We start from the raw sequence: 24,302 nt of genomic DNA, 5'->3' as shown, positions 1-24,302 counted from the left end.
GTAATTGAAGTAAAAATTTGAAGCTTATTGTGCCATTAAAAGAGGTGTGAACAGCGAATAATGATGGAATTAATAATAGGAAGAATCTTTTCGCTTGCGTATGGGGAGTCTGTTTTGTTACGCCACGCTTTTAGTATTCATATTGACCAGCAAGGCAAGGATCGTCTATGAGTGCAGCAACAACCGACGTTGAAAACCAAAATAACGGATTCAACGCTATCATCAGCAGGATAAAAGCTGATCCAAAAGTTCCGTTATTAGTTGCTGGCTCCGCTGCCATTGCCATCATCATCGCCCTGTTTCTCTACTTGCGAAGCCCCGACTATCGGGTGCTTTACAGCAACCTAAGCGATAAGGATGGTGGCGAGATTGTTACGCAATTAACCCAAATGAATATCCCTTACCGTTTTGCGGAGAATGGCTCTGCACTCATGATCCCTGCCGACAAGGTACATGAGACTCGCCTGAAACTCGCACAACAAGGATTGCCCAAAGGGGGAGCTGCGGGGTTCGAATTATTGGACAAAGAAAAATTCGGTATCAGCCAGTTCAGTGAGCAGATCAATTACCAACGCGCTCTGGAAGGTGAATTGGCTCGCACCGTGGAATCACTTGGCCCAGTCCAAAGTGCCCGAGTCCATCTGGCCTTGCCTAAGCCTTCCCTGTTCGTTCGTGAACAAAAATCACCCTCAGCCTCAGTCACGGTGGGATTACTACAAGGCCGAGTATTGGATGAAGGACAAATCAATGCCATCGTGCATATGATTTCAAGCAGTGTTGCCGGCCTGCCCGCGAGCAATGTCACGATTGTGGATCAATCAGGACGCTTGTTAACACAAAGCGATGCCACTAGCCGGGATTTAAACACCACTCAGCTGAAATATACACAGGAAGTGGAAAATCGTTTCCAGCATCGAATTGAAACCATTCTGGCACCTGTAGTTGGCCATGGTAACGTACATGCACAGGTAACCGCCCAAATTGATTTTTCTCGTCGCGAAGAAACAGCAGAAGAATATAAACCTAACCAACCACCGAACCAGGCGGCTGTCCGTTCTAAACAAAATAGTACCAGTGAGCAAAGTGGTGGGCCATTAGTAGGTGGAGTACCGGGTGCACTATCAAATCAACCCAGTGCTGCACCAAGTGCACCAATTGAAAAGCCAAACGCAAATGCCAAAAACAACGGCGACGAAAAAGGCGATGAAAAACCGGCTCAGCAACGCAATAATACTAGAAACAATGGCTACGAGCGCATATTAAGCGACAACCGCAATAACCGTTATGATGAAACCATTAACTATGAAGTGGATCGCACTATTCGTCATACACAATTGCAGGCTGGTGCGGTGCAGCGCCTTTCGGTTGCTGTTGTGGTTAATTATGCTACTACTCAGGGAAAAAATGGCCCTGAAACACAAGCGTTAACACCAGAACAGCTCTCACAGATCGAAGCATTAACCCGTGAAGCAATGGGTTACTCTACTGAGCGTGGTGATAGCCTGAATGTGGTTAACACACCATTCAATGACATAGCCGAAGTGATAGAACCTTTGCCATTTTGGCAAAACCCTATCTTATTAGAGAAATTGCTGGAAGCAAGCCGTTGGTTGCTGTTGGTACTGGTTGTATGGTTACTGTGGCGCAAGATGATCGTGCCACAAATCGCCAAAAAACGCGCCGCAGAAAAAGCCGCACTAGAAACACAAAAGAACCAGCTAAAACAGAAAATAGAAACCAATGCTGAATTGGACGAAAAAATGCGTCGTAATTTAGCTCGCCAACGTGTCAATGTTGAGCTTCAAAGCCAGCGTCTCCGTGAACTTGCAGAAAAAGATCCTCGCGTCGTCGCGCTGGTGATCCGCCAATGGATGAGTAACGAACAATGAGCCTGACCGGAACAGAAAGAAGTGCCGTCATGTTAATGAGCCTGGGAGAAGATCAGGCGGCCGAGGTGTTTAAGCACCTGAATTCCCGTGAAGTACAACAACTGAGTATTGCGATGGCGGGAATGAAACAAGTCTCCAATCAGCAGCTCGTTGAAGTGATGGCAGAGTTTGAAGAAGATGCGGAACAATATGCTGCCCTCAGCATCAACGCTAACGATTATCTGCGCAATGTACTGATCAAGGCATTAGGTGAAGAACGGGCTTCCAGCCTGCTTGAGGATATCTTTGAGTCCCGTGATACAACGACGGGCATAGAAACCCTTAACTTTATGGAACCCCAAATGGCGGCCGACATGATCCGTGGTGAACATCCACAGATCATTGCCACTATTTTGGTTCACTTAAACCGTGGCCAGGCAGCCGATATCCTCGCCCTGTTTGATGATCGCCTGCGAAACGATGTCATGCTACGTATCGCCACCTTTGGTGGTGTACAGCCCTCCGCATTGGCAGAATTAACGGAAGTGCTAAATAACCTGCTGGATGGCCAGAACCTGAAACGCAGCAAGATGGGAGGCGTTCGTACTGCGGCAGAGATCATCAACTTGATGAAAAGTCAGCAGGAAGAAGGTGTCATTGACGCGGTTCGTTCCTACGATAACGAACTGGCACAGAAAATCATTGATGAAATGTTCCTGTTCGAAAATCTTATCAACGTGGATGATCGCAGTATCCAACGTTTGTTGCAGGAAGTTTCCACCGATTCCTTGCTTGTGGCATTGAAAGGTTGCGATCAGGCATTGCGCGACCACTTCCTCAACAATATGTCACAGCGTGCGGCTGAAATCATGCGCGATGATTTGGCAAACCGAGGCCCTGTGCGGATGTCTCAAGTGGAAGCCGAACAGAAATCCATCCTGCTTGTTGTTCGTCGTCTGGCAGAAAGTGGCGAAATGATCCTAAATGGTGGTGACGATACCTATGTCTGATAAGTCGAATAAGGGCAACTGGCGGCCGTGGCAGCCAGGCGAATTGACTCAGTGGGAAACCTTGCGGGCAAAACTGGAACCCATCGATGAGCAACAGCAGCCAAGCGAACAAGATCGGCTACTGGAACAAGCAAGAATACTGGACGAGCTAAAAGAGCAAGCACGTCAGGCTGGTCATATGCAGGGCTTTGCAGAAGGCCAGATCCAGGGCTATGAGCAAGGGGTTCAGGAAGGGCGCCAAGCCGGATTGGAACAAGGTTTGCAGGAAGCCAAACAACAACAGCAAGTTATTACTGAACAGTGGAAAACCTTGCTAACGGACTTTAGCCATTCATTGGATGGGTTGGATACTGTGATTGCTTCCCGCCTGATGCAACTTGCATTGACGGCTGCCCATCATATTCTGGGACAGCCTGCGGTTTGTGATGGCACCGCCCTGCTGAATCAAATCCGCGAATTTATCCAGCAAGAACCTATGTTCAGCGGCAAACCCCAATTGCGTATCCATCCACAAGATATTCCGCTGGTTGAGCAACAACTGGGGGAAGTTTTAGCGCTACACGGCTGGCGTTTAATTGCGGATAACAAGCTGCATCCGGGCGGCTGTAAAGTCAGCGCCGATGAAGGAGATATGGACGCCAGTTTAGCTACCCGCTGGCATGAAATGTGTCGTCTGGCAGCACCGGGAGAATTGTGATGACGGCAAGATTGGGTCGCTGGCTGGCAACGTTGGACTCATTGGAAAAGCGACTGGAAAAAACACCAAAAGTACGTCGCTATGGGCGCCTGACCCGCGCTACCGGCTTGGTACTGGAAGCCACTGGCTTACATATGCCTCTTGGCGCTACCTGCCTGATCGAGCGCCAAAATGGTAACGCCATCGAAGAAGTTGAAAGTGAAGTCGTCGGCTTCAATGGCGAAAAACTGTTGCTAATGCCACTGGAAGAATTGGAAGGTATTGTACCGGGCGCTCGCGTCTATGCCCGTTCTTATGGCGAAGATGCAGGCGCCGGGCGCCGCTTGCCTCTGGGAATGGAATTACTCGGCAGGGTTCTGGATGGTGCAGGCCGCCCCCTTGATGGTTTACCAGCCCCCGATACAGGTTATCGTGCCCCCTTGACAACAACACCATTTAACCCTTTGCAAAGAACCCCTATCAGCAATGTATTGGACGTTGGCGTTCGTGCCATCAATGCCCTGCTGACAGTAGGACGTGGGCAACGTATGGGATTATTTGCCGGCTCCGGCGTTGGTAAAAGTGTGCTGCTTGGCATGATGGCTCGTTATACCCAAGCTGATGTGATCGTTGTGGGATTAATTGGTGAGCGTGGCCGTGAAGTTAAAGACTTTATCGAAAATATTTTGGGTACAGAGGGATTATCACGCTCAGTCGTTGTTGCCGCTCCCGCCGACGTTTCACCTTTGCTGAGAATGCAAGGCGCCGCTTATGCCACGCGCATTGCCGAAGATTTCCGCGACAGAGGTAAACATGTCTTGTTGATCATGGATTCCCTGACTCGTTATAGCATGGCACAACGTGAGATCGCACTGGCTATCGGCGAGCCACCCGCCACCAAAGGTTATCCCCCTTCTGTATTTGCCAAATTACCGGCACTGGTGGAAAGAGCCGGTAATGGTGTCAGTGATGGCGGCTCCATCACCGCATTTTATACCGTGCTGACAGAAGGTGATGACCAGCAAGATCCGATTGCCGATGCTGCACGCGCCATCCTGGATGGCCATATCGTGCTATCACGTTCACTGGCGGAATCTGGTCATTATCCTGCCATTGATATCGAGGCGTCGATCAGTCGTGCCATGACCGCGCTGATCGACAATACCCATTATCGGCGTGTACAACATTTCAAACAATTGCTTTCCAGTTATCAACGTAACCGAGATTTGATCAACGTTGGTGCCTATGCTGCGGGCAGTGACTCCCTGCTTGACAGGGCGATTGAGCTTTATCCTCATATGGCCCAATTCCTGCAACAAGGCATTGACGAGCGCAGCGAATACAATGAAGCCTGTACTCAGCTTCAACAATTATTGCCAACATAATATTTTGTTTATGGGAAATTAGCCGAAAAATACTTTTGCCAAGGGGTATAACATTTATCAAGACGGTGCCGATATAAATTTACTATTGATATCATTCAGTAACGCTGATGTCTGTTTGGTGATTAATACGAGGAAATACATGCAACAACACTCCCCTCTCATGACCCTGCGTGAACTAGCCCAAGATGCGGCAGAAAAAGCGGCATCGCAACTTGCACAGATTCGGCAAAGTCACCAACAAATGGAGCAACAACTCACGGCGTTAATCAATTATCAAGATGAGTATCGTACCCGTCTGAATGACACACTCAGCAGTGGTATGTCCTGCTCGACTTGGCAAAATTACCAGCAATTTATGAAAACGCTGGAAATGGCAATTGAACAACATAGATTACAGCTCAACCAATGGAAAAAACGTCTTGAGCAAGCCATGTCACAATGGCAGGAAAAACAGCAACGCCTGAATGCCTTCGACACTCTGCAACAGCGGGCAGAGCATAATTTGAAGTTACGCCAAAATCGCATGGAGCAAAAACAAATGGACGAGTACGCACAACGCGGTGCACAACGGAGAATGAAACAATGAATCTCACTCTTTTGCCTACTGATTTAAAATTCACGGACAAAGGTACGGATAAAAGTCAGCCGACTTTACATAATACCGTGATCGATAACCATTCTTCTCAATTTGGGCAACTCCTCGATGCGGAAACGGCCTCTATACAGAAGTCCACTACTCAAGTGGATAAAAATAGCCTGAAAGAGGAAAAATTCACCACTGATAACACAACAGAAAGTGGTTGGTCGCAGTTAACAATAGTGACAGAGAAGGCAGTATCAGATAACAATGTGGTCAAGGATAAACCACATGTAGAAACAGTCCTGCAAGAAAACAACGCTAAATTTGCTGCATTGAACAATGAAGAGTCCTTGCCAACGAAAACATTAAGTGCAGCAGTACCAAACCCGCTTGCTGGGTTGCTGAATTCTCATACAAATTCAACTGTTCTTCCCGAAAACTCACATGAGTTGATGGACAATACACCATTAGAAAATTCATTACTGCAAAATTCATCACCAGAGATTGTTGTATTGAACAATAACGATCTCTCACCAACAGAATCAATAAGTACAAAAACACCCATCCAGCAAGCTGGATTGCCTGGCTCTCATACAAATTCCGCTGTTCCTCCTGAAAACTCACATGAGTTGAGAGACAATGGATCGTTAGAAAATTCATTGCCAGAATTAGCTGCATCAAACAATGAAGATCCCTTATCTATCGAAGCATTAAATGCAGCAATGCCAATCCAGCTTGCTGGACTGCTTAACCGTCATGTAAGTCCCACTGTTTTTTCTGAAAACTCACCTGAGTTGATGGGTGATGCATTTTTGAAAAATTCATTACTGGAAAGTTCATTGCTGGAAAGTTCAGCGCCTGAGTTTGCTGCATTGAACAATGAAGAGCTCTTACCCGCTGAAGCATTAAGAACAAAGACAGCCATCCAGCCTGCTGAACTGTTTAACCCTCATACCAATTCCGTTGTTCTTTCTGAAAACCCATATAAATTGATGGGCAATGCATCATTAGAAAATTCATTACTGCAAAACTCATCATCAGAGTTTGCTATATTGAACAATGGAGATCACTCACGAGCTAAAACATCCAGTACGGCGATCCCCACTCAGCTTACTGGCCTGTTTACCGCTCATACCAATTCCGCTGTTCTTTCTGAGAATGCCCATGAGGTAATGGACAGTGAATCGTTAGAAAATCTATTGCTGAGCAATGAAGGGCGGGATAACGCCAACAACACGACTAGCATCCTGTTGGATAACAGTACCAAGAATGGCAAATTAACTCATCCCAATCTTACTGAACAATTTTCTAAAGCGGGTGAGCAAGATAAAAATATTCAACTTTCTGCTAAACAGGAAATTCCTCTGAACAATAAGACAGAGAATCCTGTCAACTTTCAAGCGGAATTAGTTCCGCTCCCTACGCAGCCCAAACTTGATATTAATAACCTGGCTACTAATAATAAGACTGAATTTCGCAATGTCATTCCCGAAGATGCAGTTTCAGCCAATAGCAAAGCTCCAAATCTGCCCCAGATGGCAGTTCAGACAGCGCCAGCATTGACAACCTCGATGGCAGAAACAACGTCTGTTGACTTACCTACAGTATTAGCAACCCCTTCCCTATTTTCAGCAGGACAACAAACGGGGCAATTTCAGCTTAACAACAGCACCACAACGCCTTTATTAAGTGCCCATCTTGGTAGCGAAGAGTGGCAGCAACAACTCAACCAACATGTCTTATTCTTTAACCGTAATGGCTTGCAACAAGCAGAGCTTCGCTTACATCCTCAAGAACTGGGCGCATTACACATCCACATGAGCGTTGAAGACAATCAGGCACAATTGCATTTTGTTTCCGCTCATCAGCATGTTCGTGCAGCTCTGGAAGCGGCATTGCCAGGATTGCGCCACGCGCTGGCTGAAAGTGGTATTCAATTAGCACAAAGCAGTGTCAACAGTGATACCCAAGGTAGCGGGCAACAAGAATATTTTGCTGATAACCATGCCAATAACTCGAACAGCAATTCTAAATCCCACGCCGAAACTCAAGAGTCTGGCTTAGCAGCTGCCAGAGGGATCACACCTTCTCATGCATCAACCATTCAGGTAACACCTCAACAAATGACCTCTGTCCGAGGAGGTATTGATACTTTTGCTTAATTATCCACCTAAACACGAACCTAATTTCGTGAAGCATTGGGATAAAACGAAAACGGTTGATAACAAACGTATGAGTTAATAGTTTTTTCCCCGTTTGTTCCAGCCATTGCTGGAACAAAGACGCGGGATAATTAATATCAATTTTGATGGATAAGAGCTTCGCCACGGAATGCGCGAAGACTATTCGCAACAGAAAACAGGAATTTGTCTGTCCATGTCTGATTATAGCTACGAGCATAAACGCACAAATCCAATTTGGATGATACTGTTAGTACTGATTGCTGTTCTTGGTGCTGCCATCGGAGGGTATAGCTGGTGGGCAATGAATCAGTCAGCCAATAATAGTGCAGAAAAACCCAAAGTCATTGATGCACCAGTATTTATGACCCTGGAGCCTTTTACTGTCAATTTGATCGACAACGAAGAGCATTTCGACCGCGTCTTGCACGTTGGCGTCACATTGCGTCTGGTTGACGAGAAAACTCGCCAACGCTTCCATGAATATCTGCCAGAAGTTCGTAGCCGTATGTTGCTGTTATTATCTCGTCAGGAAGCCACCAATCTGGCAAAAGATGATGGTAAGAAGCATTTAGTGGCAGATATCAAACAGATACTACGCCCGACACTAATACCCGGTGAACCCGATCAAGAGATCACCGATGTGTTGTTCACTACGTTTATTCTGCGATAATCATAATGAGTGACAATATTCTTTCACAAGCAGAGATCGATGCCCTGCTCAATGGTGACAGTACCTCTGCCGATGACGTAGAACAAACTGCGTCCCGAGAAAATGAGGTTCGTCCTTACGATCCCAATACACAACGCCGTGTTGTGCGCGAACGTTTGCAATCTCTGGAAATTATCAACGAACGTTTTGCCCGCCAATTCAGGATGGGGCTATTTAACATGCTACGCCGCAGTCCGGATATTACGGTCGGTGCTATCAAGGTTCAGCCTTACCACGAATTTGCCCGCAATCTGGCCGTGCCAACCAACCTCAATCTGGTTCACTTGAAACCATTGAGAGGAACTGCACTATTCGCTTTTGAACCTAGCTTAGTTTATATCGCCGTTGATAATTTGTTTGGAGGGGATGGTCGTTTTCCAACCAAAGTAGAAGGCCGTGAGTTTACCTATACCGAACAGCGGATCATCAACCGGATGTTAAAACTGGCACTGGATGCCTATCGTGACGCATGGGATTCCATCTTTAAACTTGAAGTGGAATACGTGCGTTCCGAGACGCAGGTGAAATTCACTAATATTACCACTTCACCGAACGACATCGTGGTGACTACCCCATTCCAAGTAGAGATCGGTGCATTGACCGGGGAATTCAATATTTGTATTCCATTTGCCATGATCGAGCCTCTGCGCGAACGCTTGACCAACCCACCAGTGGAAAATGTGCGTCAGGAAGAAAGTCAGTGGCGTGAAAGTTTAGTGAAGCAAGTTCAACATTCAGAATTAGAGCTGGTGGCGAACTTTGTTGATATTCCTCTGCGGTTGTCAAAAATCCTTCAATTGAAAAGAGGCGATATCTTGCCGATTGAAAAACCTGAACGTCTGATCGTTCACGTTGATGGTGTGCCTGTGCTCACCAGTCAATATGGAACACTAAACGGGCAATATGCCCTGCGTGTTGAACACCTGATTAACCCTGTCTTAACTGCTCTGGATGAGGAAAAGCCCAATGAGTGATGCTAAACAACCTACAGATACCAGCTCGACTGAAGATATGTGGGCAGAAGCGCTGGAACAACAGGCCGCACAGCAAACCTCTGACGGCGGCACGTCAATATTCGAGAACCTGGAAGCACAGGATGCATTAGCCCAACTCTCCGATATTGATTTGATCATGGACATTCCGGTCAAGCTCTCAGTCGAGCTAGGCCGTACTAAAATGACCATTAAGCAACTATTGAGGCTATCACAAGGCTCAGTCGTTCCCCTTGATGGCCTGGCGGGAGAACCATTGGATATTCTGATTAATGGTTATTTGATCGCGCAGGGAGAAGTGGTTGTCGTATCCGATAAATACGGTATCCGTATCACAGATATCATCACTCCTTCTGAGCGCATGCGCCGCTTGAGTCGTTAACCATGATGGCAAGCCAGCCTTCCAATGATACTTCCTTACAACATGGTGCGGCATCTGATGCTGCACCGGTTAATACGGTAGCCAACCATGCCTATGTAAATACGATTAAACCGACAGGCAATAATGATCCTCTTCCAGCCAGCCAAACTCTGATGCAAGTCAGCAGTGCCCTGGGTGGTATTTTGTTGCTGATTTTCTTCATAACATGGCTAGTTCGCCGTTTGGGTTTTGCCCCTGCCAAAAGCAAAAATCATCGTTTGCTAAACATCAAGGCAAGCTGCTCCCTTGGAGCAAAAGAACGGGTTGTTGTGGTAGAAGTCGAGGATAACTGGCTGGTTTTAGGCGTCACATCTCAACAGATCAATATGCTGCATCAAATGCCTGCACCACCTGACAACATGGACAAGGAGACTGCGCTCAAATCGCTACCATTTGGTCAGATGCTAAAAAATACACTCCAAAAAAACAAAAATAACAAAGACGATGATGAAAAATAGGTTTTTTTATGACAGGTAACCGAATAACAGGCAAGAAATTTGTCTCGCGGCTTCATCCAATGCGTTTAACAACTCTGTTTATGGTGCTCCTGTTACCACTCGTTCCCATGAACGCTGCGGCTGAGTTTCCTGGCATCATCAGCCAGCCTTTAGCCAATGGCGGACAGAGTTGGTCCTTGCCAGTTCAAACCCTGATTTTTATCACGGCACTGGGGTTCATTCCCGCAGCACTGCTAATGATGACCAGTTTTACCCGTATCATCATTGTACTTGGTTTGCTGCGCAATGCACTGGGAACACCTTCAGCCCCGCCTAATCAGGTGATGTTGGGTCTGGCACTGTTTATGACTTTCTTCATCATGTCGCCCGTATTCGATAAAATTTATCAAAACGCTTACCTGCCTTACAGTGAGGATAAGATCACACTGGAAATCGCCCTGGATCAGGGAGCCAAGCCTTTGCGCCAATTTATGTTACGTCAGACACGGGAAAATGATCTGGCGCTGTTTGCCCGCCTTGCAGATCAGGGCGCATTTGAAACTGCGGATTCTGTTCCGATGCGCGTACTTGTCCCGGCATTTATTACCAGTGAATTGAAAACCGCTTTCCAGATTGGCTTTACGCTCTTCATTCCGTTCCTGATCATCGATCTAGTTGTTGCCAGTGTTTTGATGGCGTTGGGGATGATGATGGTCCCACCAGCCACTATCTCACTGCCGTTCAAACTTATGCTGTTTGTTTTGGTTGATGGTTGGCAACTATTACTTGGTTCACTGGCACAAAGTTTTTATGTCTAGCGTGAAACCTTATTGGAATAAAGATCAAAGAGGGGTTTGAGGAAATTATGACTCCAGAATCGGTAATGGCCCTCGGTGTTGAGGCGATGAAAGTGGCATTAGCACTGGCTGCTCCACCTCTTTTATCTGCCTTGATTTCTGGTTTAATCATCAGCTTATTACAGGCAGCAACGCAAATAAACGAAATGACTTTGTCGTTTATTCCAAAAATCCTGGCTGTTTTCGTGACTATCGTCACTGCCGGACCATGGATGCTTAATTTATTACTGGATTATATGCGCACTCTGTTTAGCAGTATTCCAGTTATTATCGGTTAATTATGATCCCGTTTGATAGCGAAACACTTTCCCGCCTCGTCAGTGATTTTTTCTTGCCCATGGTGCGCCTGTTGGCTTTGTTCAGCACTGCACCTATTTTCAGTGAAAAACAGATACCGATAAGGGTCAAAATTGGCTTGGCCTTAGTGATCACCTCCTTACTCGTTCCTACCCTCCCCTCCCCCAAATTCCGATTTTTTCTGTTGCCGGAATTTGGGTTTTAATACAACAGGTATTGGTTGGTATGGCCTTGGGATTAACCATGCAGATTGCCTTTGCTGTCGTGCGTTACGCAGGTGAAGTACTTCGCTTACAAATGGGACTTTCATTCGCCACGTTTTTTGATCCTACTGGTGGCCCGAATATGCCTATCTTAGCCCGTATTCTAAATATGATAATGATGCTTCTGTTCCTGGCTTTTGATGGGCATTTATGGTTATTGTCGATTCTGGCAGATACATTCTATTCCATACCCATTCAATTAACCCAATTGAATCCAAAAGGTTTCTTATTATTGTCCCAAAGTGCCAGCTTGATCTTTGTCAATGGCATGATGCTGGCAATGCCAATGATTACCCTACTTCTGGTTCTAAACTTCTCTCTAGGAATGTTAAACCGCATGACACCCCAGCTCTCTGTATTTGTGGTCGGTTTTCCATTGACTCTGACCGTGGGGATTTTCACGCTTTCCCTGTTATTTCCAACGTTAGTGCCATTTACTGAGCGATTATTTGGAGAAATGTTTGATCGTTTGGCGATCATCATTCATGAATTGGTGTAGCCGTCATTTTGCTAATCATCCCGCCAAGCAGCGGGATAACTTCCACATTGCCCCATACCCACCAACGCCCTGATAAACAGTACCGTATTTACCTTGCCCGGATATCCCTTTTCAACCCTGCAACGTAGCACTCGCATTCATAATTAACATTGTAACAACAAAAAATATCGACACACGGTGTTTATTTCAGTTAATTTAATTTCAGAAGTTACTATAAGGTGAGTATTTAGTATAAAATACCATCAATGTAACTTTAAACAGTTATTTTTTCCAAAAAATTAGCTATAGTCAGAATTTAATTTACTTTCAGATGGATGCAACAAATTAAAACCAAATAACTACAAAGGAGAAACTAAAATGTTACACAACAACTCTTCACAAACTTCTTCCACAGTTTGTAATAACAATTCACTCCCCTTACCGGCTTATCCTCTCAGTTCTCCCCAACAAGCTATCTGGTTTGATCAGGCTATTCATCCCAATTCTTCCAGTTACAACCTCAGTGCTTTTATCTGCATCGAAGGAGAACTGAATGAAGCCGTATTTTCCCGTGCCTTTGAATCTGTTGTTTGTTGTCATGACACTCTGCGTTTGCAATTTCTCAACACCCACACTTTACCCAGCCAAAAGATTGCTCATTCGCTTCCTGCAACCATGGACATATTGGATTTTTCATCGCATCCAGATGCTGAAACCAGAGTAAAACAATACATGGATACCGAGTTCCTGCGTCCATTTCATCTGAATGCGGCACTGTGGCGTTCCAAATTATTACGAATAAGTAATAACTGCCGATATTGGCAATTTTGCTGTCATCATTTGATTATTGATGGCACAGGTATATTCATTCTCATCAACAAGGTTATTGATGCCTACAATCGCCTGATGAAAGGAGAAACGCTGGATAACGCCGCTCATTCTTATCTGGATTTTATTACGGATAACCTCAATTATCTGGCTTCTGAACACTACTCACACGATCTTCAATTTTGGTTGAAACGCTATGAAAACCTGCCACCTCCGTTACTCCAGCCTGACAATTTCAATAACACGACAAACCATGAACAAACCAAACCCGTTGCTCCCCAGCCTGTCATTTGGGCCATCGATCAGGCTCTGTTTAAACGTATCGAAAACGTGGCTGGCGGACAGGGATTGCCCTTCCTGCATTTCATGTACGCCATTCTGGCCTGCTACTTTGCACGAATAGCAGATGTCAATGAAATTGTTATTGGTATTCCCATACACAATCGCAAAAATACGCGACAAAAATCCACGATGGGCATGTTCGCCTCCGTGCTCCCCATTGGTATCACCCTTTCACCAGAGGATACGTTTCGTGATGTCATGCGCAAAGCCGCAACCGAAATGAGTCTTTGCCATGAGCATCAACACTTTCCTATCGCAGAACTTAACCGACAAATACACTCGCGACAACAAGTCGGAAATGCACGATTATTCGACGTGACTTTATCTCTCGAACCCTTTAAAGCCAATTTACATATGGAAGGAGAAAACGTCAGCGTCAAACAATTAGCACTACATTCCGGTGCCCCTTACCCTCTTTGTATCAGAATGAAGCAATACACAAACACCGCCCGTCCTGAAAATACCGATTTCCCGATTTCCATTGAGTTCTATTTTTCTCCTGATTATCTGAGTAGTACGGAGGTTTTGGCGCTCCAAGCTCGCCTTGCTGTCTTGCTTGATGCTGCCCTCACGTCTCTGGAAATCCCCTCTCTAACGCAAACAAAAATAGTCAATCTGCCAATCCTGCCCGACATCGAGCGCCAGCAAGTATTGATGGATTTCAACGCCACCCAAGCCGAATTCCCGCAAGATACTCTGATTCATCAACTGTTCGAAGCACAAGTGCAGCACACACCAAATGCCATTGCCTTAGTCTTTGAAGGGCAATCGTTGAGCTACGATGAACTGAACAAACGTGCCAATCGCCTGGCGCATCATCTGATTGCTCTCGGTGTACGCCCTGATGATCGGGTGGCAATTTGTATTGAACGCAGTCTGGAAATGGTAGTCGGTTTATTAGGTATCCTTAAAGCCGGTGGTGCTTTTGTTCCCCTTGATCCAACTTATCCAACCACGCGACTGACCTATATGCTCAATGATTCAGCCCCCGTGGCGTTGATTACGCAAACAACGATGACAAAAATAGGGAACAGCCACCTGCCAACCATTTTGCTTGATATTCCAGACGATCCTGTTTTGGATGAAAAATCGGAAGAAAATCCAGAGATCCAAACATTGGGACTGACCTCTCGTCACCTGGCTTATGTTATCTATACCTCGGGTTCCACAGGACAACCCAAAGGCGTCATGATAGAACACCGCAGTTTGTGTAACTTGATTACCACCCAGCAGGATATACTCACCATCTCGCCAGACAGCCGGATCTTGCAGTTTGCCTCAAACAGTTTCGATGCCTGTATTTGGGAATGTTGCATGGCTTTAATGGCCGGCGCTCGCCTTTACCTTGCCAGACGGGAAAACCTTCTGCCGGGAACAACCCTGTCTCACTATTTAGAGACTCACGCCATTACTCATGCCCTCTTGTCCCCCACAGCCCTGGCAACTATGGATTCGCTTCCGGCAACCCTGCAAACCTTAATGGTGGGTGGAGAAGCGTGTCCGCCTACGCTGACCAAACGCTGGGCACAAGGGCGGAAGATGATCAATGCATATGGCCCGACGGAAACCACTGTTTGTGCGACTCTTTGCCGATGTGAAAGTCAGGGAAACCATGCCCCGCCGATTGGTCGTCCCATCGCCAATACTCAGATCTATATCCTTGACATGTACGGTCAACCCGTCCCACGCGGAGTTGTGGGAGAAATATATATCGCTGGCGTCGGTGTTGCCCGCGGTTACCTGAATCGTCCTGAACTGACTGCCGAACGTTTCCTCATCAATCCGCTCTCTTCTGAATACAACGCTCGTATGTACAAAACCGGTGATCTGGGACGTTGGCTCCCTGATGGCAAAATTGAATATCTCGGCCGGAATGATTTCCAGATCAAACTACGTGGTTTCCGCATCGAGCCGGGAGAGATTGAAGCAAGGCTGCGGCAATGCCATGGCGTACGTGAAGCCATAGTATTACCTTATGAAAAGCTACCTTATGAAAAGCTACCTGGTGAAAACAGTTCAGTATCAAAACAGCTAGTTGCCTACTTATTACCACAAACTGGTGTTGAACTGGAACCCATGACATTAAGACAGCAACTGGCACAACATCTTGCAGAATACATGATACCCGGTGCCTTCGTGACACTTGACGCCTTTCCACTGACACCCAATGGCAAACTTGATCGTCAGGCGCTTCCCAAACCCGATCATACGGCAATCGTCACACGCAGTTATCAGGCACCCGTAGGCGAAGCAGAAACTATTTTGAGTCAAATTTGGCAAATATTGCTTGGTGTGAATTATGTCAGCCGCTGCGATCACTTTTTCGAGCTTGGCGGGCACTCGCTGATAGCCGTTAACCTGATCGAAAAACTCCGCGAATTGGGATGGCTTCTTGATATTCAGGTTATATTCACTAAACCCGTCTTGAAAGAGATGGCAAAAGCGCTATTGTCGGTTCAAAAAGATACTGTTCAAGGGAATACAGAGCAAGAAAATGCAACGGTGTTCACTGTACCACCTCATCTCATCCCTGAAGGTTGTACTGCCATTACCCCCGATATGTTGAATTTAGTTTCCTTATCCCAGCACGAGATTGATGCCATCGCCGCGACAATCCCTGGTGGTGCGGCCAATATCCAGGATATTTATCCTCTCGCACCACTACAGGAAGGTATTTTGTTCCATCATCTGTTGCAAAAACAGGGCGATACTTATCTGTTACGCGAGTCACTTGCCTTCGATACCCACGAACGGCTCAATACCTTTTTGGCAACCTTACAACAGGTTATTAACCGTCACGATATTCTGCACACTTCAATCTACTGGCAGGAATTGGCACAACCCGTGCAAGTTGTCTGGCGACAAGCATCTTTGAACATTAATACATTCTTACCCAATGGCGAACAGGATATTTCTTTCCAATTACTGGCACACACCGATCCTCATCAATACCGTCTTGATGTCAGTCGGGCACCACTATTCTCCGCTGACATAGCCTATGATCCACATCAGGATGAGTGGTTACTGGTTTTATGCATCCATCATTTAGTCTGTGATCATATAACACTGGAACGTATCATTGATGAAATTGATGCTTTATTACCTGGCCATAGCGAGAATGGGTATCCTGACAACGCCCATTCTGTAAAATTACCCCCAATATTGCCTTATCGTAATTTTGTCGCCCAATCCCTGTATTTGCCGACTTCAGATCATGAAGCCTATTTCCGTAAGATGTTTTCTGACATCAATACACCAACAGCACCTTTCGGGATACTGGATGTTCACAATGAGGATAAGCAAATAACGGAGGCCAAACAGTCACTGGATATGGCACTGTCCAAAGCCATTCGCACACAAGCCAAACGCCAAGGTGTCAGCCCCAGTATATTGTTTCATGTCGCCTTGGCATTGGTGCTGGCAAAAACCAGTGGGCGCGAAGATGTCGTCTTCGGTACAGTACTACTGGGACGTATGCAAGGCAGTACCAGCATCGATCAAATGATGGGGCTGCTGATCAATACTTTGCCCATTCGAATTGGGCTTACAGATAAGAGTGTCCAGGCAATCGTTCAAGATACCTACCTCAATTTAATGAGGTTGCTGGAACATGAACAGGCAACTTTGACACTGGCTCAACATTGCAGTGGTGTGATCCCCCCTTTGCCGCTTTTTAACACACTACTCAACTATCGTCATAGCCAGACAGATACCACCTTTGCTAAATGGGACGGTGTACGTCTGCTGATGGAAGAAGAGAGAATTAACTATCCTATCGGTTTGTTTGTTGACGATTGGGGTGATGGGTTTAGTTTGGTTGCTCAAACTGTATCAGGCATCGATCCGATTCGTTTGATCGGTTATATGACGACAGCCTTGACAGGGCTGATCGAAGCACTGGAAACCTCACCCCACCAGCCAATTCTAGATATCTCGATTTTGCCCGTTATGGAACGTCAACAATTGCTGGTGGATTTTAACGCGCTCCAGGCTTCTCAACACACGGTATTCCCTCAAAATACAGTCACCGACTTCCCACAAGACACGTTTATCCACCAACTGTTTGAAAAGCAAGTCCAGCAAAATCCTGATGCAATTGCTGTCATCTTTGAAGATCAATCGTTGAGTTATGCTGAACTGAACCACCAAGCCAATTGCTTAGCGCATTATCTGATTGCTCTCGGTGTCCGCCCGGATGATCGGGTAGCAATTTGTTCTGAACGCAGTCCGATCATGATGGTGGGATTACTCGCTATCCTTAAGGCCGGCGGTGCCTATGTCCCGCTCGATCCAGGCTATCCAGCCGAACGATTGGCTTATCTACTTGAAGATGCGGCTCCCGTTGCGTTTCTTACCCAAACAACGTTAATCAATCGACTGACCAACATCCCCATTGTGGATCTCAATAACTTGGCATCCCTTACCGCAGACATGCCAAGTAGCAACCCAGATCCCAAAGTGCTTGGCCTAACCTCACGCCATCTGGCTTATGTGATTTATACCTCTGGTTCGACAGGCTTGCCCAAAGGGGTAATGAATGAGCATCGTGGTGTCGTGAATGGCCTATTCTGGTCACAGCAGGCTTATCAATTAACCCCACAGGATCGGGTCTTGCAGAAAACACCATTTAGTTTTGATGTTTCCGTTTGGGAACTATTCCCACCCCTGATGTTTGGGGCACAATTAATTTTGGCTCGCCCCGATGGTCATAAAGATCCACACTATTTACGGTCTGAGATAGAAAAACGCCGGATTACGCTTATCTACTTCGTCCCCTCCATGCTACAACAATTTGTCTATGCTGTTCCTGCCGGATGTTGCCCTTCTTTGCGTCACATTTTATGCAGTGGTGAAGAGTTTCCTTATACTTTGCAGCAGAAATGTCTGTCCCATTTTGCTCATTGCCAGTTACATAACTTATATGGCCCAACTGAAGCTGCGATCCATGTCACCGCCTGGCAATGCGTGCCAGATCGCTATATCGGACGAGTACCGATTGGGAAACCCATAGCCAATATCCAAATTTATCTGCTTGATAGTCACAAAAAACCCGTACCAATCGGTGTGACAGGGGAGCTTTACATTGGTGGGATCGGTGTTGCCCGCGGTTACCTGAATCTTCCAGAGCTAACCAGAGAACGCTTCCTTGCTGATCCTTTTTCTTCAAGTCCTGATGCCTGCCTCTACAAAAGTGGTGATCTGGCGCGCTGGTTGCCTGACGGGAATATTGAATACCTTGGCCGTAATGATTTTCAGGTCAAGATACGTGGTTTTCGTATCGAACTTGGCGAAATTGAGACGGCCTTGGCGCAATGTCACGGTGTACGGGAAGCAGTTGTGATTGTCCGGGAAGATACACCGAATGAGAAGCGGCTGGTTGCTTATTTGCTTGCCGAACCCAATGCAACACTGGTGCCAGCAGAACTACGCCAGCAACTGGCGCAACACCTTGCCGAATATATGCTGCCCAGTGCCTTTGTGACACTTGATACCTTTCCATTGACGCCCAATGGCAAACTCAACCGCCAGGCGCTGCCAATGCCCGATCAAACAGCACTCGCAACCCGTCATTATGCTGCTCCCATCGGAGACATAGAAATAGCATTGGCCGCGATTTGGCAAGAATTGCTGAACTTGGAACAAGTGAGTCGTCACGATCATTTCTTTGAACTCGGTGGTCATTCCCTGCTCACCATTCAGCTTGCCGCACGAATACGCCAGAGACTGGCGCGAGAATTGCACTTGCAGCAACTCTTTTCCCATCCTGTCCTGGCTGATTTGGCTGCCTTGCTCATCGACACGCCTATAACAACCCAAATTGTTATTCCCGCTATCGATCGCAACCAACCATTACCGCTTTCTTTCTCCCAGCAACGCTTATGGTTCCTTGCTCAACTCAATACCAAAGCTAATCTGGCTTATAATATTCCGATAGCCCTTCATCTCAGCGGATATCTCGATCATGCTGCGTTTACGTCTGCACTTAACCATCTCGTTAGCCGACATGAAAGTTTGCGCACCCGTTTTATCCTGATTGATGAACAACCTTACCAGCACATAGATAGTGCAGATACGGGGTTTTCTCTGGCCTATCAGGATCTGCGTAGATTAGACAAAACTTCTCGCATGGCTCGCGTTAACGAATTGATGGAGCTTGGAACACAAACGCCATTCGATTTCGCTAATGAACCAATGATTCGAGGTCAATTACTGCAACTGTCTGATGAAGAACATGTGTTGATAGTTACCCAACACCACATCATCACCGATGGTTGGTCAGTAGGGATATTGCTCCGCGAACTGAGTGCCCTCTACCGTACCGCATTAGGGAAATGTAGCACTCCTTTGCCTCACCTTCCCATTCAGTATGCGGACTATGCCGTCTGGCAACAGAAATGGCTACAAAATGAGATCCTCACCGCACAACGGGATTTTTGGCAGAAACACCTGCAAAATGCACCGACATTGCTGACTCTCCCGATTGATCACCCACGCCCACCAGAACAAAGTTACATCGGCTCTCATGTGCCCGTTCATCTGGATGCTAGCTTATTGTCGGCTCTCAAAGCGCTTGGACAGCGGCAGGATGCCACATTATTTATGACGTTGCTTGCAGCCTGGAGCATCGTACTGGCCCGTTTGAGCGGACAGGACGATATCATCATTGGCACTCCCGTCGCCAACCGTTCATTAAGTGACCTGGAAGGTTTGATCGGCTTTTTTGTCAATACCCTGCCTTTACGCATCGAACTGGAACAGTGCAACTCGGTGGCAAATCTGCTCGCCCATGTTCGTGAACAGACGCTAGCAGCTTATGCACATCAAGACTTGCCATTTGAACAGTTGGTGGAAGCCTTAAAACCTGAACGCAGCTTAAGCTACAACCCCATTTTTCAGGTTATGCTGGCCCTAAACAATACTCCCCCTCAATCCCTTGAATTACCGGGTTTATCTGTCTCGATGATGGCGCCCCCACACCGCAGCGCGTACTTTGACCTGACACTGTCATTAATCGAAAACCAGGATGGGCTCAGTGGCTATCTGGAATATGCATCCAGTCTATTTGACCGGACAACGATTGAACGTATGGTGGGTTATCTCACTAACGTACTGACTGCCATGACAACCGATGAAACACAAGCTATTGCCCGCCTGCCGATGTTATCCGTTGCAGAGCGCCAACAATTATTGGTTGATTTCAATGCCCCCCAAGCCGACTTTCCGCATGATACGTTGATTCACCAACTGTTCGAAGCCCAGGTACAACGCACACCAAATGCTACGGCGGTGATCTTTGAAGAACAATACTTGAGTTATGACGAACTAAACCGCCGTGCCAACCAACTGGCACATCGTTTGATTGCTGTTGGTGTACGCCCTGATGACCGCGTGGCAATTCAGGTTGAACGGGGTTTGGAGATGATCATTGGTCTGCTCGGGATCTTAAAAGCGGGTGCCGGTTATATTCCGCTTGATCCAGAATATCCTGCCGAGCGGCTGATTTATCAGTTGTCAGACTGCAAGCCTGTCATATTACTGACCCAGAAACATTTACAGACACGTTTACCAATACAAGATATTCCCCTCTGGCTGCTGGACGATAAAATTTATCAGGAGGATCTGCAAAAACAGCCTGATTATAACCCTGACAGCAGGCAAATAGGCGTTCAGCCACATCATTTGGCCTATATCATCTACACTTCGGGTTCAACCGGTAATCCCAAAGGCGTCATGCTGGAACATCGCAATGTCGTCAGCCTTATCCATGCTCATTGCCAGATCAGTGAACCTGGTTTGGGGGATCGTATTCTGCAATTTGTGACCTTCGCGTTTGACATTTCGGTGTCAGATATTTTCCCTACTCTGGCATCGGGTGCCACGCTGGTTTTGCGCCCGCCTCAGCTCAAAATACCAGATAACAGGTTTGTTGATTTTTTACGTGAACAAAAAGTAACAGTCATCAATATACCGACGGCTTTCTGGCACCATTGGGTGCAAGAAATAAAGTCAGGACACATCGGTTTCAGCCCCTATATACGCACCGTGATTGTTGGCGGGGATAAAGTGGAATACCGCTATTTAGTGGATTGGCTATCGTGCCCAGAAACTCAATCCTGCCGCTGGTTCAACGCTTATGGCCCGACAGAAATTACCATCACTGCCACAGCTATGCTGATAGATAAAGAAATGGTGACAGATAACAAACATATTCCGCCTATCACTAACAATATTCCGATTGGCCGGCCACTGTCCAATACACGTATCTATATTTTGGATGCATTTGGTCAGCCGGTTCCTATCGGCGTGAGCGGCGAAATCTATATCGGTGGAATGGGGGTCGCCCGTGGTTATTCAAACCAACCAGAGCTAACAGCAGAGAGATTTATTATCGATCCCTTTAGCGAACATCCTAATGCTCGCATGTATAAAACGGGGGATTTAGCTCGCTGGCGATCTGACGGCAATATCGAGTACCTTGGCCGCAATGATTTTCAGGTCAAGTTACGCGGCTACCGGATTGAACTGGGGGAAATTGAAGCCAGATTGATGCAATGCCACGGCGTGCGTGAAGCTATCGTGCTTGCCCGCGAAGATAAGCGGGGTGATAAGCGACTGATTGCTTATCTGATCGCCGAACCCAATATAAAACTAGTACCAACAGAACTACGTCAGCAACTCGCACAATATCTCGCTGACTATATGCTGCCTAGTGCATTTGTGACATTGGATACTTTTCCATTGGCTCCTAATGGCAAGATTAACCGCCAGGCACTACCGATGCCGGATCAGACATCCATTGCAACCCATACTTATGAAGAGCCGCTCGGTGAAATGGAAATAACCCTAGCTGAGATTTGGCAAGCATTATTAGGACTGGAAAAGGTTGGGCGCTATGATCATTTCTTTGAACTCGGTGGCCATTCCCTGATGGTTGTCAATCTGATTGAGCAGCTGCGCAACCGAGGCTGGCACCTTGATATTCGTGCTGTATTTTCCACACCAACATTGGCGGAAATAGCGAAAATAATGCCTAAAACTCAAGATGATGAGACCACTTTTACCCTACCACCCAATCTCATCCCCGATGATTGCACCGCCATCACGCCTGATATGCTACCGCTGGTTTCTCTGACGCCATACGAGATTGATACTATCGCTGCCACCGTTCCCAATGGTGTCAACAATATCCAGGATATCTACCCACTTGCACCATTACAGGAAGGTATGCTGTTCCATCATCTACTGCAAACACAAGGGGATGTTTATCTGTTGCACCTCTTGCTTGCTTTCAACACCCGCGAGCGTCTTGATGCTTTTCTGGCCGCTTTACAACAGGTAATTAATCGCCACGATATTCTACGTACAGCCGTCTGCTGGCAGGGCTTAACACGGCCAGTACAGGTGGTTTGGCGCCAGGCTTCCCTGCGCATCAATACGTTTGTGCCAGATAACGATACAACAGATGTATCGTCTCAATTGTTGGCACAGACAGATCCATACCAGCACCGCCTCGATATAAGCCAGGCTCCGCTATTCTCTGCTGATATCGCATATGATCCGAATCAAGGAGAGTGGTTGTTAGCGTTCTGTTGCCACCATATCCTCAATGATCATATGTCGTTGGATATCATCGTTGCCGAAATCAATGAACTTCTGCACCATCGTACTGAGCAATTATCGCCTGTATTACCGTACCGCCATTTTATCGCCCAATCCTTGCGTATGCCGATATCAGCTCACGAAACTTATTTCAGGAAGATACTCGCTGATGTGGATACACCAACAACACCTTTCGGTATATTGGACGTTTACAGTGGAAACAGACCAGTCACTGAAACTAGCAAGCCACTGAGTGCTACACTGGCTCGTGCTATTCGCAAACAGGCTCGCCGTCAAGGCGTTAGCCCTGGGATCCTGTTCCATGTTGCGTTAGCACAAGTGCTGGCAAAAATAAGTGGGCGAGATGATGTCGTCTTCGGGACAGTCTTGTCAGGACGGATGCAAGGAAGTGCCGATATTGAGCGAATTCTGGGGATGTTTATTAATACCCTGCCCATGCGGATCACACTTGCGGGGAACAGCACACAAGCCACTGTGCAAGCAGCTTACCGCAGTTTGGCGCAATTACTTGAACACGAACAGGCACCACTGGCATTGGCTCAACGTTGCAGCGGTGTAGCTTATCCTCTGCCGCTTTTTAATACGCTCCTTAATTATCGCCATAGCCAACCGGATGTTACCAATACGTTATGGGAAGGTATACGTCTGGTAACGGGTCGAGAAAGGACGAATTATCCTATCTATCTGGCTATAGATGATTTAGGTAAAGGCTTCTTGTTGACAGCTCAGGCTATAGCAGGAATCGATCCGGCACACCTGATTGCTTATATGACGTCTGCTTTAGCCGATCTGGTAAAAACATTAGAAACCGAACCCCAAAAACCAATCATGAACATTTCCACTCTGTCTGCCACAGAACGCCAGCAGTTACTAACCAATTTCAATGCTACTCAGACTGGCTTACCGCAAAATACGCCGATATCAGAACAACCTGCTATTGGAACAACTGCCGGTTACGAAGCGCCTCGTGGTGATGTGGAAACTGCTCTAGCTGAGATTTGGCAGAAATTGCTGAAACGGAAAAAGGTCGGTCGTTATGACAATTTCTTTGCATTGGGAGGTCATTCATTGATAGCAATACAATTGTTGGCTCGTATGCGTGAACAAGACATAGACATTCCATTAGCAACCTTGTTCACACATCCCATCTTATGTGAACTGGCCAAGGTTATAACCCCGAGTCACCCAAATTGATACCATTATCCAGAATAAGATTTTGTTAATTAAACCGAATCTTGGATAAGAAATTGATGACAAGCCTGTTCCAGAAGTAAAGTTTTAGTGCAAACCAAAAACAGCGCCGAGGTGGAACAGGCTATAGACAAATATGTTGGGTAAGATTTATCTACCAGATG

13 protein-coding genes and 1 pseudogene are annotated in these 24,302 nt (G+C 46.6%); all 14 read left to right on the top strand.

What is annotated here, in order from left to right; genetic code table 11:
- Positions 1–167 precede the first annotated feature (167 nt).
- The 14 genes and pseudogenes from fliF to AAC853_RS16200 all read left to right on the top strand — a co-directional run bounded on the left by fliF (position 168) and on the right by AAC853_RS16200 (position 24,141).
- Positions 168–1,889, top strand: coding sequence for a flagellar basal-body MS-ring/collar protein FliF (gene fliF / locus AAC853_RS16265; protein ID WP_340615164.1), 1,722 nt, complete (start codon positions 168–170; stop codon positions 1,887–1,889).
- Positions 1,886–2,878: a flagellar motor switch protein FliG gene (gene fliG, locus AAC853_RS16260; RefSeq protein WP_338885261.1), complete on the top strand. Its 993-nt coding sequence runs from the start codon at positions 1,886–1,888 to the stop codon at positions 2,876–2,878. Before fliF ends, fliG begins: the two co-directional genes overlap by 4 nt.
- Entirely contained in the window at positions 2,871–3,575 is a 705-nt protein-coding gene (gene fliH / locus AAC853_RS16255) for a flagellar assembly protein FliH (protein ID WP_338885260.1), read from the top strand. Before fliG ends, fliH begins: the two co-directional genes overlap by 8 nt.
- Positions 3,575–4,939 (top strand): flagellar protein export ATPase FliI, encoded by a 1,365-nt coding sequence (gene fliI, locus AAC853_RS16250; RefSeq protein ID WP_338885259.1) that lies wholly within the window; start codon positions 3,575–3,577, stop codon positions 4,937–4,939. The genes fliH and fliI overlap by 1 nt, the downstream gene beginning before the upstream one ends.
- Before the next feature lie 139 nt (positions 4,940–5,078).
- Positions 5,079–5,525 (top strand): flagellar export protein FliJ, encoded by a 447-nt coding sequence (gene fliJ / locus AAC853_RS16245; RefSeq protein ID WP_338885258.1) that lies wholly within the window; start codon positions 5,079–5,081, stop codon positions 5,523–5,525.
- Positions 5,522–7,681: a flagellar hook-length control protein FliK gene (locus tag AAC853_RS16240; RefSeq protein ID WP_340615163.1), complete on the top strand. Its 2,160-nt coding sequence runs from the start codon at positions 5,522–5,524 to the stop codon at positions 7,679–7,681. Before fliJ ends, AAC853_RS16240 begins: the two co-directional genes overlap by 4 nt.
- Positions 7,682–7,895: 214 nt before the next feature.
- A complete protein-coding gene (gene fliL, locus AAC853_RS16235) occupies positions 7,896–8,372 on the top strand; it encodes a flagellar basal body-associated protein FliL (protein WP_340615162.1) in 477 nt (158 codons plus the stop codon).
- Positions 8,373–8,377: 5 nt separating this feature from the next.
- On the top strand, positions 8,378–9,385 hold the full coding sequence (gene fliM / locus AAC853_RS16230; RefSeq protein WP_340615161.1) for a flagellar motor switch protein FliM: 1,008 nt from the start codon (positions 8,378–8,380) through the stop codon (positions 9,383–9,385).
- Positions 9,378–9,785 (top strand): flagellar motor switch protein FliN, encoded by a 408-nt coding sequence (gene fliN / locus AAC853_RS16225; RefSeq protein WP_338885254.1) that lies wholly within the window; start codon positions 9,378–9,380, stop codon positions 9,783–9,785. Before fliM ends, fliN begins: the two co-directional genes overlap by 8 nt.
- Before the next feature lie 2 nt (positions 9,786–9,787).
- Positions 9,788–10,282, top strand: coding sequence for a flagellar biosynthetic protein FliO (gene fliO, locus AAC853_RS16220; RefSeq protein ID WP_338885253.1), 495 nt, complete (start codon positions 9,788–9,790; stop codon positions 10,280–10,282).
- A 59-nt stretch (positions 10,283–10,341) separates the two neighbouring features.
- Positions 10,342–11,079 (top strand): flagellar type III secretion system pore protein FliP, encoded by a 738-nt coding sequence (gene fliP / locus AAC853_RS16215; RefSeq protein ID WP_340615195.1) that lies wholly within the window; start codon positions 10,342–10,344, stop codon positions 11,077–11,079.
- A gap of 47 nt (positions 11,080–11,126) precedes the next feature.
- Complete coding sequence (fliQ, locus tag AAC853_RS16210; protein ID WP_099116301.1) at positions 11,127–11,396, top strand: flagellar biosynthesis protein FliQ; 270 nt, start codon at positions 11,127–11,129, stop codon at positions 11,394–11,396.
- Between the two features lie 2 nt (positions 11,397–11,398).
- Positions 11,399–12,177, top strand: a pseudogene (gene fliR / locus AAC853_RS16205) (flagellar biosynthetic protein FliR).
- Between the two features lie 357 nt (positions 12,178–12,534).
- Complete coding sequence (locus AAC853_RS16200; RefSeq protein ID WP_340615160.1) at positions 12,535–24,141, top strand: non-ribosomal peptide synthetase; 11,607 nt, start codon at positions 12,535–12,537, stop codon at positions 24,139–24,141.
- The last annotated feature ends 161 nt before the right edge of the window (positions 24,142–24,302 follow it).

The sequence above is a fragment of the Xenorhabdus thailandensis genome (assembly GCF_037996785.1).
In the GTDB taxonomy this organism is placed as follows: domain Bacteria; phylum Pseudomonadota; class Gammaproteobacteria; order Enterobacterales; family Enterobacteriaceae; genus Xenorhabdus; species Xenorhabdus griffiniae.
The sequence above is the reverse complement of the archived record's forward strand: the minus strand, read 5'-3'. Positions and strand labels throughout refer to the sequence as shown.